The 14377-nt window shown below is 68.9% G+C and carries 12 protein-coding genes; 10 read left to right on the plus strand and 2 right to left on the minus strand.

Going from position 1 to position 14377, the window contains the following annotated elements:
* Positions 1-129: 129 nt before the first annotated feature.
* Positions 130-1494: a glutamate--cysteine ligase gene (locus tag AC1DGC_RS19095; RefSeq protein ID WP_394164149.1), complete on the minus strand. Its 1365-nt coding sequence runs from the start codon at positions 1492-1494 to the stop codon at positions 130-132.
* A gap of 208 nt (positions 1495-1702) precedes the next feature.
* Between AC1DGC_RS19095 and AC1DGC_RS19100 the strand changes: the two genes are divergently transcribed.
* The 3 genes from AC1DGC_RS19100 (at position 1703) to AC1DGC_RS19110 (ending at position 4331) form a co-directional block, all read left to right on the plus strand.
* Complete coding sequence (locus tag AC1DGC_RS19100; protein ID WP_449336415.1) at positions 1703-2401, plus strand: VIT1/CCC1 transporter family protein; 699 nt, start codon at positions 1703-1705, stop codon at positions 2399-2401.
* On the plus strand, positions 2401-3231 hold the full coding sequence (locus AC1DGC_RS19105; RefSeq protein WP_478048603.1) for a helix-turn-helix transcriptional regulator: 831 nt from the start codon (positions 2401-2403) through the stop codon (positions 3229-3231). The genes AC1DGC_RS19100 and AC1DGC_RS19105 overlap by 1 nt, the downstream gene beginning before the upstream one ends.
* Positions 3232-3335: 104 nt before the next feature.
* On the plus strand, positions 3336-4331 hold the full coding sequence (locus tag AC1DGC_RS19110; RefSeq protein WP_478048604.1) for an MBL fold metallo-hydrolase: 996 nt from the start codon (positions 3336-3338) through the stop codon (positions 4329-4331).
* Between the two features lie 619 nt (positions 4332-4950).
* Here AC1DGC_RS19110 and yihA read toward each other — a convergent pair.
* The gene (gene yihA / locus AC1DGC_RS19115; protein ID WP_259207719.1) at positions 4951-5574 is read right to left on the minus strand and encodes a ribosome biogenesis GTP-binding protein YihA/YsxC; all 624 of its coding nucleotides are present in this window, start codon (positions 5572-5574) and stop codon (positions 4951-4953) included.
* 155 nt (positions 5575-5729) lie between these two features.
* On the opposite strand from yihA, the gene AC1DGC_RS19120 reads away from it, so the two are divergent.
* The 7 genes from AC1DGC_RS19120 to betA all read left to right on the plus strand — a co-directional run bounded on the left by AC1DGC_RS19120 (position 5730) and on the right by betA (position 14311).
* A complete protein-coding gene (locus tag AC1DGC_RS19120; RefSeq protein WP_259207721.1) occupies positions 5730-6515 on the plus strand; it encodes a c-type cytochrome in 786 nt (261 codons plus the stop codon).
* Positions 6516-6620: 105 nt separating this feature from the next.
* The gene (locus AC1DGC_RS19125; protein WP_259207723.1) at positions 6621-7265 is read left to right on the plus strand and encodes a thiol:disulfide interchange protein DsbA/DsbL; all 645 of its coding nucleotides are present in this window, start codon (positions 6621-6623) and stop codon (positions 7263-7265) included.
* Positions 7266-7389: 124 nt separating this feature from the next.
* Positions 7390-8217, plus strand: coding sequence for a thiol:disulfide interchange protein DsbA/DsbL (locus tag AC1DGC_RS19130; protein WP_259207726.1), 828 nt, complete (start codon positions 7390-7392; stop codon positions 8215-8217).
* A 53-nt stretch (positions 8218-8270) separates the two neighbouring features.
* On the plus strand, positions 8271-9008 hold the full coding sequence (locus tag AC1DGC_RS19135; RefSeq protein ID WP_478048625.1) for an endonuclease/exonuclease/phosphatase family protein: 738 nt from the start codon (positions 8271-8273) through the stop codon (positions 9006-9008).
* 121 nt (positions 9009-9129) lie between these two features.
* Entirely contained in the window at positions 9130-11109 is a 1980-nt protein-coding gene (gene betT / locus AC1DGC_RS19140) for a choline BCCT transporter BetT (RefSeq protein WP_478048605.1), read from the plus strand.
* 33 nt (positions 11110-11142) lie between these two features.
* On the plus strand, positions 11143-12615 hold the full coding sequence (gene betB / locus AC1DGC_RS19145; RefSeq protein ID WP_478048606.1) for a betaine-aldehyde dehydrogenase: 1473 nt from the start codon (positions 11143-11145) through the stop codon (positions 12613-12615).
* Between the two features lie 25 nt (positions 12616-12640).
* Positions 12641-14311 (plus strand): choline dehydrogenase, encoded by a 1671-nt coding sequence (gene betA, locus AC1DGC_RS19150; protein ID WP_478048607.1) that lies wholly within the window; start codon positions 12641-12643, stop codon positions 14309-14311.
* Positions 14312-14377 lie beyond the last annotated feature (66 nt).

The following is a 14377-nucleotide window of genomic DNA, read 5'->3' on the forward strand; positions in this document are numbered from 1 at the left end:
CTGGGCCCCCATGCCCTTGGAGGCGAAATAAAGGAGGAGGCCGCGCAGCGGCCGGGGGCGTCGCCGGAAAGGGCATGGGGGCCCAGCGACCGATCCACCGACTACCGCTTTCACCCACTTCAGTAAGCGTCAGTAAGCGAACGCCTTGAACACCGGATCGATGTTGCCGCCCCACTCGCCATGGAACAGCGCCAACTTGCGATCGGCCGGGGTCAAGCCGGAATCGACGATCTCCTGCAGCACCTCCAGGAACTTGCTTTCGTCCTGGCCATCGGCATTGCGCGCAGCGCGCCGCTTCAGGCCGGCCACGGCGATCTTCAGCGCCTCGCGTGCCAGATCCAGCACCGTGCCATTGCGGAACGGCAGCTTCAGCCCGTGCTTCGGCACGCCATCGCGCAACACATTGCGCTCGACCAGGCTGAAATCACGCACCAGGTCCCAGGCGGCATCCAGCGCGGCATCGTCGTACAGCAGACCCACCCAGAACGCCGGCAAGGCACACAGGCGGCTCCACGGGCCGGCATCGGCACCGCGCATTTCCAGGTACTTCTTCAAGCGTACTTCCGGGAACGCGGTGGTCATGTGGTCCGACCAGTCGCGCAGCGTCGGCAACTGGCCCGGCAGCACCGGCAGCTTGCCCACCATGAAATCGCGGAAGCTCTGGCCGCTGGCATCGTGGTACTTGCCGTCGCGGTAGGAGAAATACATCGGCACATCGAGCAGGTAATCCACGTAACGCTCGTAGCCGAAGCCGTCCTCGAACACGAAGTCGAGCATGCCGGTACGGTCGTTGTCGGTGTCGGTCCAGATGTGCGAGCGGTAGCTCTGGTAGCCGTTCGGCTTGCCTTCGGTGAACGGCGAATCGGCGAACAGCGCCGTGGCGATCGGCTGCAGCGCCAGCGACACGCGGAACTTCTTCACCATGTCCGCTTCGGTGGCGTAATCCAGGTTGACCTGCACCGTGCAGGTGCGGGTCATCATGTCCAGGCCCAGCGTGCCGACCTTGGGCATGTACTCGCGCATGATCTTGTAGCGCCCCTTGGGCATCCACGGCATCTCGTCGCGGGTCCACTTGGGCTGGAAGCCCATGCCCAGGAAGCCCAGCTGCAGTTCGCCGGCCACCTGCGCCACTTCGTTGAGATGGGTGCCGGTTTCCACGCAGGTGTCGTGGATGGTCTCCACCGCCGCGCCGGACAGTTCCAGCTGGCCGGCCGGCTCCAGCGTCACCGAGGCGTTGTCGCGCAGCAGCGCGATGGTGCGACCGCCTTCCTGCACCGGATCCCAGCCGAAACGGGTCAGGCCCTTGAGCAGGGCTTCGATGCCACGGTCGCCGTCGAAGGTGGGCGGACGCAGGTCGTCCAGGCGGAAGCCGAACTTCTCGTGCTCGGTGCCGATGCGCCACTGCGCCTTGGGCTTTTCGCCGGAGGCCAGCGTGGCGACCAGTTCATTTCGGTCGGTGATCGGCGTCTCGGCGACGTGGCTGGGGCTCGACAAGGGGAGGCTCGCAGGATTCTGGTCAGGGCGGGGATGTGGGGTCCACGCCCCCGCATCGCAAGGGCGCACTATATCGTGGCGTCCCCCACCGTCGTGTCACCGTGACGGTTTTCAGCATCCTACTGGCTACCACTTGACGCTGCCGATGCGCAGGCGCGGCTGCGAGTCATTCCGCCGGCCACGGCGGCCGACACCCTAGACTGTCGGCATGAGCCGATCCAGACATCCGGAAGTACATCGCTCCGACCGCGTGGGCTGGCTGCGTGCGGCCGTGCTGGGCGCCAATGACGGCATCGTCTCCGTGGCCGGGCTGGTGGTCGGCATCGCGGCGGGTGGCGCCAGCGCCTCCACGGTGCTGGCCACCGGCATCGCCGGCACCGTGGCCGGTGCGATGTCGATGGCCGCCGGCGAATATGTGTCGGTGCAGTCGCAGGCCGACACCGAGCGGGCCGACCTGGCGGTGGAGAAGCGCGAACTGCACGACGACCCGCACAGCGAACTGGAAGAGCTCGCCGCCATCTACCGCCATCGCGGCCTCAGCCCCGAGCTGGCGCAGCAGGTTGCGGTGCAGTTGACCGCCCACGACGCGCTGGCCGCGCATGCGCGCGACGAGCTGGGCATCACCGAAGAGCTGCGCGCGCGGCCGATGCAGGCGGCGATGGCCTCGGCCGGCGCCTTCGTCAGCGGCGCGGCGCTGCCGGTGCTGACCGCCCTGCTCGCCCCGCACGCGCACGTCGCCCAGGTCACCACCGCGGTCACCGTGGCCGGGCTGGGCCTGACCGGTGCGATGGCCGCGCGCGCCGGCGGTGCCCCGCCACTGCGCGGCGCGACGCGGGTGATGTTCTGGGGCGCACTGGCCATGGGCGCGGCGGCGCTGATCGGCCAGTTGTTCGATACTGCGCTGTAATGGACATGCGCCTGCCCCCCGACTCCCTGCTGGCCGAAATGGCGAGCCTGGCCGACTGCCAGCGTGCCGACGGCTACGCCTGCATCACTGCCCGCCGCGAGCATGGCGCCTCCTCGGTGGACATCGCCCAGCCACAGGTCGCGATCCTGCTGCAGGGGCGCAAGCAGGTGCGCTGCGCGCAGCAGTCGCTCGCGTTCGTGCCCGGCGACCTGTTCCTGATCACCCGGCGCTGCCGCATCGACGTGTTCAACATTCCCGACCCGCACAGTGGCGTGTACCTCAGCGCGATCGTGCCGCTGTGCGCCGAGGCGCTGGCCGCCGCGCGCGTGCTGTGGAACGAGCCCCTGCCCGGCCCCGGCGACGCGCTGGGCAAGCTGTCCCTGGAAGACCATGGCCAGACCCTGCGCCAATGGCGCCACGCGCTGGAGCAGGCCCGCTACACCGAGGCGCGCCTGGCCTTGGCATCGCTGGTAGTGGCGTTCTGCCGGCGGGGCCATGGCAGCCTGCTGCTCGCCCCCGAACCCAGCCTGGGCGAGCGCATCCGCGACCTGATCGCGGCGCAGCCCGAGCGCGACTGGCAGTCCCGCGACTTCGAACAGCAGCTCGGTGTGAGCGGTGCCACGTTGCGCCGGCGCCTGGCCAGCGAGCAGGCCAGCATGCGTGAACTGATCGCCGACGCACGGCTGGCGCATGCGATGAACCTGCTCTACACCACCCGCCTGCCGTTGAAGACCGTCGCCGCGCGCGTGGGCTACCGCTCGCTGGGCAGCTTCAGCAAGCGCTTCGCCGCCCGCTACGGGCTGGACCCGGGGGCGATCGGCAACAGCTGAGCCCGGCCGATGCGAGCGGATCGCGCGGCATTCTGAGCGCATCGCGCGGCAGGCCGCGCGCAGCATGGGGCACCGCGGCGCTGCCGCCCTGTACGGAACCTGCCATGTCCTTCCCACGCGCCTGCACGCTCGCCACCGCGCTGCTGTTCGCCGTCGCCACCGGCCCGGCCCTGGCCACCACCGCCCACACCCCGGATGCACAGGTGCCGGGCGTCTACCACCAGCAGATCGGCACGCTGCAGGTCACCGCGTTGTTCGATGGCACCGTCGCGCTGGGACGCCAGGAACTGGTCGGCATCGACGCCGGCGCGGTCACCCGCCTGCTGGACCACCGCTACGTGCCCGAGGACGGCAAGGGCCTGCAGACCGCGGTCAACGCCTACCTGGTGCAGCGTGGCGAGCACCTGACCCTGGTCGATACCGGCACCGCGCAGTGCTTCGGCCCGGGCCTGGGCCAGGTGCTGGGCAACCTGCGCAAGGCCGGCTATGACCCGGCCGAGGTGGACGAGGTGCTGCTTACCCATGCCCATCCGGACCACCTGTGCGGGCTGCTGGACGCGCAGGACAAGGTCGCCTACCCCAACGCCACGGTCTGGTTGTCCGCGGCCGACGCGGCCTACTGGCTGGACCCGGCCAGCACCGCCGGCGCGCCACAGGGTGTGCGCTTTGCCTTCGCGTTGGCGCGCAAAGCGGTGGCGCCCTACGAGGCGACTGGAAAGCTGAAGCGCTTTGGGCCCGGCGATGCGTTGCCGGCCGGCATCACTGCGCTGGACAGCCATGGCCATACGGTAGGCCACGTGTCCTATCGGATCGATGGCGGCGCCGGCCAGCAGTTGCTGGTGTGGGGCGACATCGTGCATTTCCATGCCGTGCAGTTCGCCCAGCCGCAGGCCTCCTACGAAGCCGACAGCGACCGCACCGCCGCGATCGCCAGCCGCCGCCGAATGATGGCGCAGGCCGCCGACGGAGGCTGGTGGGTGGCCGGCGCGCACCTGCCGTTCCCGGGGCTGGGCCATGTGCGCCGCGAAGGCGAAGCATTCGCCTGGGTGCCGGGTGAGTTCGCGCCGTTGCCGGCCACCGCCCAGCCCACGGGCAGGTAGATCCACGCCATGCGTGGATGCCGCGCACGCGCGGCACCCCGACCGGGGCAAAGCCCGGTCAGCGGCGCACATCCCTTACGGGCTTGCCCCAGGTAAACGCCCCAGGTGCCCCAACGCGTAGATCCACGCCATGCGTGGATGCCGCGCACGCGCGGCACCCCGACCGGGGCAAAGCCCGGTCAGCGGCGCACACCCGTTGCGGGCCTGCCCCAGGTAAACGCCTCAGATGTTCCAACGCGTAGATCCACGCCATGCGTGGATGCCGCGCCACGCGCGGCCGCACCGACCGGGACAGAGCCCGGTCACCGGCGCACATCCGTTGTCGGCCTGCCCCAAGTAAACGCCCGGATGCCCCAACGCGTAGATCCACGCCATGCGTGGATGCCGCGCACGCGCGGCGCCCCGACCGGGACAGAGCCCGGTCAGCGGCGCACACCCATTGCGGGCTTGCCCCAGGTAAACGCCCGGATGTCCCAACGCGTAGATCCACGCCATGCGTGGATGCCGCGCACGCGCGGCCGCACCGACCGGGACAACGCCGGTCGGCCGCGTACACGCGTTGTTCGCCCGTGCCGGGGGCAACGTCACCCACGCATGGCGTGGGTGCACCGGCCTTGGGTCAGGCCGCTTCCGGGGCCGGCTTGTTCAATCCCAGCCAGCCGCCGATGATCCCGCGCGCCTCGTCCACGCCCTGGCGGGCCGGGCCGGAGAAGGTCTGCACGCTGACCGTGTCGCCGAAGGAGGACTGCAGTTCCTTGCGCACCTTCTGCAGGGCGATGCCCTGCTGACCACGCCCGAGCTTGTCGGCCTTGGTCAGCAGCGCGTGCGCGGGCAGGCCGCGCTGCACCGCATAGGCCAGCATCTGGCGGTCGTAATCCTTGAGCGGATGACGGATGTCCATCACCACCACCAGGCCACGCAGCGCCTCGCGGGTGCGGAAGTACTGGTCGATGAAGGCCTGCCAGTGCGCCTGCAGGTCCAGCGGGACCTTGGCGTAGCCGTAGCCGGGCAGATCGACCAGCTTGGCCTCCGGGGTGACCTCGAAGAACACCAGCTGCTGGGTGCGGCCGGGGGTCTTGGAGACCCGGGCCAGGCTGTTCTGGCGGGTCAGGGCGTTGAGGGCGCTGGATTTGCCGGCGTTGGAGCGCCCGGCAAAGGCGACTTCGGCCCCGACATCCTCCGGCAATTGCCGGGTGTTGTGGGCCGAAAGCAGGTAGGTGGCACGTTCGAGGAGCAATGACATGCCCATAGGATCGCATGTCCGGGCCGGCCGCGGGCTGCCGGGGGCGGTTTTGACGCACTGCCGCGTTGACCGTGGCGTGAAAGCGCATGGATAATCGGGCGATCCTAAGCCAGTGCAGCCTGCACTCGCCAGGCCGGTCCACACGGAGCTTCCGCATGCGCCATGCTCGCGTTCTTGCCGTTTCCGCTGTCGCTGTATCGCTGCTGGCCGCCGTTGCGGTCGCCCAGACCTCGATCACCCCGTTGCCCGACAACGGCCCGATCAAGACCGCTTCGCTGGAGGTCGATTTCAGCAAGACCACCTGGGGCGATGCCAAGGCCGGCCAGACCAAGGCCGCCGCCTGCGCGGCCTGCCACTCGGCCGACGGCAATTCCACTGTCGAGATGTACCCGAGCATCGCCGGCCAGAGCGAGCGCTACGTGGCCCAGCAGATGGCCCTGATCGCCAACGGCCAGCGCACCTCCGGGGCCTCGGCGGCGATGGTGCCCTTCGTGCAGGACCTCACCCCGCAGGACATGCGCGACATCGGTGCCTATTTCGCAACGCAGAAGGCCAACGCCGGGCTTGCCGACGATGGCCTGGTCGGCGAAGGTCCGTATGCCGGCAAGAAGTTCTACGAGATCGGGCAGCAGCTGTATCGCGGTGGCGATGCCGCCCGGGGCATTCCGGCGTGCATGGCCTGCCACGGTCCCACCGGCGCCGGCAACCCGGGGCCGGCCTATCCGCATATCGGCGGCCAGCATGCGGCGTATGTCGCCCGACGGCTGCAGGAGTACCAGGCCGGCGTAACCCACGAAACCGACAAGGCCCACTTCCAGATCATGGCGACCATTGCCAAGCAGTTGTCCGAACAGGAGATCCAGGCACTGGGCAGCTACCTGCAGGGCCTGCACAACCGCGCCGACGACATCGCCGCGGCCGCGCCGCCCAAGGCCCCCTAGCCACCGTTCGGCGGCGGGTTGGCCGCACCGCCCTCGCGGCGGGTTATGTTCAACGCCACGCCGGCACTGGGCCGGCGTTGTTTTTTCCGATGGAGATGGATGTAGATGAAGTTGATCCCCCGCCTGATGGTGTTGTTGCTGGCACTGAGCCCCTTGGCCACCCTCGCCGCCGCGCCGGCCACGCTGGTCGAAGGTACCGATTACGAGCTGATCGACGCGCCCGGCCCGTACGCGCCACTGGCGGGCAAGATCGAAGTGGTGGAGATGTTCGGCTACACCTGCCCGCATTGCGCCCGCTTCGAGCCGCAGCTGGAAGCCTGGGCCGCCAAGCTGCCCAAGGATGTCCGCTTCACCCCGGTGCCGGCCGCGTTCGGCGGGATCTGGGATTCGTTCGCGCGCGCCTACCTGGCCGCCGACCAGCTGGGCGTCGCCAAGCGCAGCCACCGCGCCATGTTCGAGGCCCTGCACGAGACCCATTCGCTGCCGATGCAGAACGTGGCGCCGGAAGAACTGGCCGCGTTCTACACGGGCTACGGCGTGGCCCCGGAGCGCTTCCTGGCCACCATCAAGGGCGATGCGGTGGAGCAGAAGCTCAAGGCCGCGCGCGCCTTCGCCCAGCGCACCAAGGTGCCGGGCACCCCGGCGCTGGTGATCAACGGCCGCTACCTGGTCAAGGGCGACTCGTTCGAGGCGATGCTGCGCAACGCCGATGCCCTGATCGCACAGGCGCGCACCCAGCCCAAGCGCTGAGTGCAGGCTCGCTGAACCGTCACACACCGTGCACGCGGTACGCCCAGTGCCGCGTGCCATCATTCCCCTCTGGCTGGCGCGCGACGCGCCGGCCCCTATACGTTCCTCCGCTGGAGATGCCTAGATGAAGACCCGTTTCGCGATTTCGCTGTTGGCCCTGCTGCCGATCCTGGTGGCCTGCAAGGCCCAGGATGGCACCGCCAACACCGCCGCGCCGACCGAGCCGGCGGCCCCGAGCAGTGCCCCGGCCACCGACACCGCGCCGGCCAGCAGCGAGACCCCGGCCGCCACCGGCGAAACGGCCGCCGCTGAAACCGCCGCCGCCGAGGCCACCACGCCTGCGCCGGCACCGGCGTCGTCGCGCCCGACCGGCCCGGAGCCGGTGGCAGGCACCGACTATGTGCTGATCGAAAACGGCCAGCCGTTCCAGCCGGCCACCGGCAAGATCGAAGTGGCCGAGATCTTCGGCTACGTCTGCCCGGCCTGCGCCGCGTTCCAGCCCCTGATCGGGCCGTGGAAGGCCGGCCTGCCCAGCGACGTCAGCTTCGTCTACGTGCCGGCCATGTTCGGCGGCACCTGGGACAACTACGCGCGCGCCTTCTACGCCGCGCAGAGCATGGGCCTGCAGGAAAAGACCCATGAGGCCCTGTATTCGGCCATCCACGCCGAGAAGACCCTGAAGGGCGAGCGCGGCAAGGATTCGGTTGAAGACATCGCCGCCTTCTACGCCAAGCACGGCGCCGACGCCAAGCAGTTCGCCAGCACCATGAGCAGCTTCGCGGTGGGTGCCAAGACCAACGCCGCCAAGAACTTCGCCCAGCGCAGCCAGATCACCGGCACCCCCTCGGTGATCGTCAACGGCAAGTACCTGGTCAAGGGCAAGAGCTTCCCGGACATGCTGCGCATCGCCGATCACCTGATCGCCCGCGAACGCGCCGCCAAGGGCAACTGATCAAGCGTGAATCGGCAACCGTCGTGAATTCCCCCACCACGCGGACCCTGCGCCTGCTGACGGCCAACATCCAGGCCGGCAGCAGTACCCGCCGCTACAGCGACTATGTGACCCGCAGCTGGTCGCATGCGCTGCCGGCGGGGCGCAAGCGCACCAGCCTGGACGCGATCGCCCAGCTTGCCCGCGGCCACGACATCGTCGGGCTGCAGGAAGCCGATCCGGGCAGCCTGCGCTCGGGCTTCACCAACCAGACCCACTACCTGGCCGAGCGCGCCGGCTTCAACTACTGGAGCCACCAGCCCAACCGCCGCATGGGCGGCGTGGCCTCCAGTGCCAATGGCCTGCTGAGCCGGCTGGAGCCGGTGGAAGTACAGGACCATGCCCTGCCCGGCCGCATCGGCGGGCGCGGCGTGCTGCTGGCCAAGTTCGGCGAAGGCAGCGAAGGCCTGGCAGTGGCGGTGGCGCACCTGTCGCTGGGCACCAACTCGCGGATGTCGCAGCTGGCCTTCATTGCCGACCTGCTCAGCGACCATCCCAACGCGGTGCTGATGGGCGATTTCAACTGCCTGGCCGACCGCCCGGAAATGCAGGCGCTATACCAGAAGACCACCCTGCAGCCCCCCGGCTGTGCGGTGCCGACCTTCCCGAGCTGGCGTCCGGACCGCGCGATCGACCACATCCTGCTCAGCGCCGGCCTGCAGCAGCGCAGCGCCGAGGCGGTCCCGGCCGCGTTCTCCGATCACCTCGCCCTGGCGATGTCGATCGACGTGCCCAGCACCGCGCTGCGGTAACCCCGATACCCCGCCGCCCCGTGCGGCGGGCATCTGCGGCTGCGCACACGCAGCATCCACGACCCGTATGCGATAACGCTCCGCCTGAGCCCACCGTGGCACCGGGAGCATCCCCCACCCCATGAGTACCGTGGAGCCGCATCCGCCCGAGGTGCGCACGCTTCGTCCCGTGTTCCTGCTTGCGGCGACCCTGGTCACCGCATTCGCAGCGCTGGTCACCCTCTTCCCGATCCAGTCCGGCACCCTGCTGCTGGATGCCCAGACCTGGGCCTCGCGCAATGTGGGCTGGTATTACCTGCTGGCGATGACGGTGTACCTGGTGTTCGTGGTCGGCGTGGCGTTGTCCGGCTATGGCAACGTCAAACTCGGTGCGGACCACGACGAGCCGGAGTTCAGCTACCTCTCCTGGGCCGGCATGCTGTTCGCCGCCGGCATCAGCATCACCCTGTTCTTCTTCTGCGTGTCCGAACCGCTCACCCATTACCTGCTGCCGCCCCAGGGCGGCGTGGGCGGCGGTGAGGCCAGCGCGCGCCAGGCCATGCAGCTGCTGTTCCTGCACTGGGGCCTGCACGGCTGGGGCGTGTTCGCGCTGGCGGCGATGGCATTGGCCTACTTCGCCTACCGCCACAACCTGCCACTGGCGCTGCGCTCGGCGCTGTACCCGCTGATCGGCAAACGCATCAACGGGCCGATCGGCTACACCGTCGATGCCCTGGGCATCGTGGCCACCGTGTTCGGGCTGGGCGCGGACATGGGCTTTGGCGTGCTGCACCTCAATGCCGGCCTCAACACCCTGTTGCCGGTGCCGCACGCGGCCTGGGTGCAGGTGGGCCTGATCGTGCTGATGATGGGCGCGGCGATCACCGTGGCCGTCTCCGGCGTGGAGAAGGGCGTGCGCTGGATGTCCAACATCAACATGCTGCTGGCGATCGGGCTGCTGCTGTTCATGCTGTTCGCCGGCCCCACCCAGTACCTGCTCAACGCCTTCATGCAGAACATGGGCGACTACCTGGGCAACGTGGTCGGCAAGAGTTTCGACGTGTATGCCTACGGCGGCCGCCCGGGCTGGCTGGGCAACTGGACGGTGTTCTACTGGGCCTGGTGGATCGGCTGGGCGCCGTTCGTGGGCCTGTTCATCGCGCGCATCTCGCGTGGCCGCACCATCCGCGAGTTCGTGCTGGGCGTGCTGCTGATCCCGCTGGGCTTCACCCTGGCGTGGCTGTCGATCTTCGGCAACAGCGCGCTGGACCAGATCCTGCACCACGACCAGGTGCAGCTGGCGCAGATGGCCGTGGATAACCCGCCCACGGTGCTGTATGCGCTGCTGGAGCACTACCCGTGGAGCCGGGCGGTGATCGCGGTAACGGTGATCGTCAGCTTCGTCTTCTTCGTCACCTCGGCCGACTCGGGCACGGTGGTGCTGTCCACCCTGTCCTCGCATGGCGGCGCGCCGGAGGACGACGGCCCGCGCTGGCTGCGCGTGTTCTGGGGGGTGATGACCGGCCTGGTCACCGCCGGGCTGCTGCTGGCCGGCAGCATGGATGCGCTCAAGTCGGCGGTGGTGCTGGCCTCGCTGCCGTTCTCGGTGGTGCTGCTGCTGATGCTGTGGGGCCTGACCCGTGCGCTGGGCGAGGAGTCGCAACGCAAGAAGGCCTCGCAGTATTCGCCGATCCCGCTGATCGGGCAGTCGCGGCACCAGCGCGGCTGGCGCCAGCGCATCACCCAGGCCGTGCATTTCCCGGTACGCGACGAGGTCTACCGCTTCATGGACACCGACGTGAAGCCCGCCATCGAGGCGGTGGCCGCGCAACTGGGCGAACAGGGCCTGGATGTACGCACGAAGTTCGAGCCGGGCCAGATGGAACTGACCGTGGACCACGGCGAGCAGCAGGTGTTCACCTACCAGGTGATCATGCGCGGCTACCTCACCCCGTCCTTCGCCGCGCAGCGCTTCCGCAACCTGCGCTACTACCGCGCCGAAGTGCACCTCTATGAAGGTGGACAGGACTACGAGCTGTTCGGCTACAGCCGCCAGCAGATCATCAACGACATCATCGACCAGTACGAGCGCCACCTGCAGTTCCTGCATCTGACCCGTTGAACCCTGGTCTCCCGCTGCAAAGGAGTCATCACCATGCCCCGCTTCCCCGACCAACTGCTTTACATCGGCGGCCGTTACGTCCCCTCGCAGGGCGGCCGCACCTTCGAGGTGGTCAACCCGGCCACCGGCGAGGTCCTGGCCAACGTGCACAGCGCCAACAGCGACGACCTGGATGCCGCGGTGGAAAGCGCCCAGGCCGGGCAGAAGGCCTGGGCCGCGCTCACCACGGTGGAGCGCTCGCGCATCCTGCTGCGCGCGGTGGCCCTGCTGCGCGAGCGCAACGATGCGCTGGCCGAGCTGGAAACGCTCAATACCGGCAAACCGCTGAGCGAAACCCGCAGCGTGGACATCGTCACCGGTGCGGACGTGCTGGAGTACTACGCCGGGGTGATGCACGGACTCGAAGGCAGCCAGGTGCCGCTGCGCGAAGGCAGTTTCTTCTATACCCGGCAGGAACCGCTGGGCGTGGTCGGGGCGATCGGTGCCTGGAACTACCCGATCCAGATCGCCCTCTGGAAGGCCGCCCCGGCGCTGGCCGCCGGCAACGCGATGATCTTCAAGCCCAGCGAAGTGACCCCGCTGACCGCGCTGAAGCTGGCCGAGATCTTCACCGAAGCGGGCCTGCCCGATGGCGTGTTCAACGTGCTGCCCGGCGACGGCGCCGGCGTGGGGTCGGCGCTGACCGAACACCCCGGCATCGAGAAGATCTCCTTCACCGGCGGCACCAGCACCGGTCGCAAGGTGATGGCCAGTGCGTCCAGCTCCACCCTCAAGGAGGTGACCATGGAGCTGGGCGGCAAGTCGCCGCTGATCATCTGTGCCGACGCCGACCTCGACCTGGCCGCCGACGTGGCGATGATGGCCAACTTCTACAGCTCCGGCCAGGTCTGCACCAACGGCACGCGCGTATTCGTGCCCAAGGACCTGCTGGCCGATGTCGAGTTGGCCCTGCGTGAGCGCATCGCGCGCATCCGCATCGGCGATCCGTTGCAGGAGGACACCAACTTCGGCCCGCTGGTCAGTGCCGCGCACATGCGCCGCGTGCTGGACCACATCGCCAGCGGCAAGACCGAGGGCGCGCGGCTGGTCTGTGGCGGCGAGCGGTTGACCGATGGCGCGCTGGGCAAGGGCTGCTACGTGGCGCCGACGGTGTTCAGCGATTGCCGCGATGACATGCGCATCGTGCGCGAGGAGATCTTCGGGCCGGTGTTGAGCCTGCTGTCCTATGACAGTGAAGAAGAAGCCGTCGCCCGCGCCAACGCGACCGAATACGGGCTGGCGGCCGGCGTGGTCAGCCGCGACCTGAGCCGCGCGCACCGCCTCATCCACCAGTTGGACGCCGGCATCTGCTGGGTCAACTGCTGGGGCGAATCGCCGGCGCAGATGCCGGTGGGTGGCTACAAGCAGTCCGGCGTTGGCCGCGAGAACGGCCTGGCCACGCTGCGCGCCTATACCCGCACCAAGTCCATCCAGATCGAACTGGACCGCTACGCGTCGGTGTTCTGAACCGGCCTGACAGGAGAACACCGCGATGAAGCGCGAGTACGACTACATCATCATCGGCGCCGGCTCCGCCGGCAACACGCTGGCCGCGCGCCTCACCGAAGACGCCGGCGTCAGCGTGCTGCTGCTGGAAGCCGGCGGCCCGGACTACCGGCTGGATTTCCGCACGCAGATGCCGGCCGCGCTGGCCTACCCGCTGCAGGGCCGCCGCTACAACTGGGCCTACGAAACCGAGCCGGAGCCGCACATGGACAACCGGCGCATGGAGTGCGGGCGCGGCAAGGGCCTGGGCGGCTCCTCGCTGATCAACGGCATGTGCTACATCCGCGGCAATGCGCTGGACTTCGACAACTGGGCAACGTTCGACGGGCTGGAGGACTGGAGCTACCACGACGTGCTGCCCTACTTCCGCAAGGCCGAAACCCGCGACATCGGCGCCAACGACTACCACGGCGGCGACGGTCCGGTCAGCGTGGCCACGCCGAAGAACGGCAACAACGTGCTGTTCCACGCCATGGTCGAGGCCGGCGTGCAGGCCGGCTACCCGCGCACCGAGGACCTCAACGGCTACCAGCAGGAAGGCTTCGGCCCGATGGACCGCACCGTCACCCCGCGCGGCCGCCGCTCCAGCACCGCGCGCGGATACCTGGACATGGCCAGGGACCGCGCCGGACTGGAGATCGTGGTGCATGCCACCACCGACCGCATCCTGTTCGCGGGCAAGCGCGCGGTGGGCGTGCGCTACCTCACCGGCGGCAGTGCCGAGCCGATCGACGCCAGCGCGCGCCGCGAGGTGCTGCTGTGCGCCGGTGCGATCGCCTCGCCGCAGATCCTGCAGCGCTCCGGCGTGGGCGCCCCGGCATTGCTGGCCGCACTCGGCGTGCCGCTGGTGCACGACCTGCCCGGCGTCGGCGAAAACCTGCAGGACCACCTGGAGGTGTACATGCAGTACGCCTGCAAGAAGCCGGTGTCGCTGTACCCGGCACTGCAGTGGTGGAACCAGCCGGCGATCGGCGCGGAGTGGCTGTTTGCGGGCACCGGCGTGGGCGCCAGCAACCAGTTCGAGGCCGGTGGCTTCATCCGCACCCGCGACGAGTTCGAGTGGCCCAACATCCAGTACCACTTCCTGCCGGTGGCGATCAATTACAACGGCACCAACGCGGTCAAGGAACACGGTTTCCAGGCCCACGTGGGCTCGATGCGCACGCCCAGCCGTGGGCGCGTGCATGCAAAATCGCTGGACCCGCGCGAGCATCCCTCGATCCTGTTCAACTACCAGTCCACCGACCAGGACTGGCAGGAATTCCGCGATGCCATCCGCATCACCCGCGAGATCATCGCCCAGCCCGCGCTGGACGAGTATCGCGGCCGCGAGATCAGCCCAAGTGCGGACTGCAAGAGCGATGCCGAGCTGGACGCCTTCGTGCGCGCCCGCGCCGAGACCGCCTACCACCCGTCGTGTTCCTGCGCGATGGGCACCGACGCGATGAGCGTGGTGGATGGCCAGGGCCGCGTGCACGGCATGGAAGGCCTGCGCGTGGTGGATGCCTCGATCATGCCGCGCATCATCACCGGCAACCTCAACGCCACCACGATCATGATCGCCGAGAAGATCGCCGACCGCATCCGCGGGCGTGCGCCGTTGGCACGCAGCACGGCCGCGTACTACGTGGCCGGGGATGCGCCGGTCAGGCGCTGAGCAGAACGGGTAGCGCCCAGCGTTGCCCGACTGCCCGGTGATCTGCTGCAACGGGAGCCAGCCAAC

This window comes from Stenotrophomonas sp. 05N37, from assembly GCF_056397365.1.

Bases quoted from the DNA above. Each gene is read 5' to 3' on its own strand.
- betT (WP_478048605.1), top strand. From the start codon at position 9,130: ATGAGTACCGTGGAGCCGCATCCGCCCGAGGTGCGCACGCTTCGTCCC.
- betB (WP_478048606.1), top strand. From the start codon at position 11,143: ATGCCCCGCTTCCCCGACCAACTGCTTTACATCGGCGGCCGTTACGTC.
- AC1DGC_RS19105 (WP_478048603.1), top strand. From the start codon at position 2,401: ATGGACATGCGCCTGCCCCCCGACTCCCTGCTGGCCGAAATGGCGAGC.
- yihA (WP_259207719.1), bottom strand. From the start codon at position 5,574: ATGTCATTGCTCCTCGAACGTGCCACCTACCTGCTTTCGGCCCACAAC.
- AC1DGC_RS19120 (WP_259207721.1), top strand. From the start codon at position 5,730: ATGCGCCATGCTCGCGTTCTTGCCGTTTCCGCTGTCGCTGTATCGCTG.
- AC1DGC_RS19110 (WP_478048604.1), top strand. From the start codon at position 3,336: ATGTCCTTCCCACGCGCCTGCACGCTCGCCACCGCGCTGCTGTTCGCC.
- AC1DGC_RS19130 (WP_259207726.1), top strand. From the start codon at position 7,390: ATGAAGACCCGTTTCGCGATTTCGCTGTTGGCCCTGCTGCCGATCCTG.
- betA (WP_478048607.1), top strand. From the start codon at position 12,641: ATGAAGCGCGAGTACGACTACATCATCATCGGCGCCGGCTCCGCCGGC.
- AC1DGC_RS19125 (WP_259207723.1), top strand. From the start codon at position 6,621: ATGAAGTTGATCCCCCGCCTGATGGTGTTGTTGCTGGCACTGAGCCCC.
- AC1DGC_RS19100 (WP_449336415.1), top strand. From the start codon at position 1,703: ATGAGCCGATCCAGACATCCGGAAGTACATCGCTCCGACCGCGTGGGC.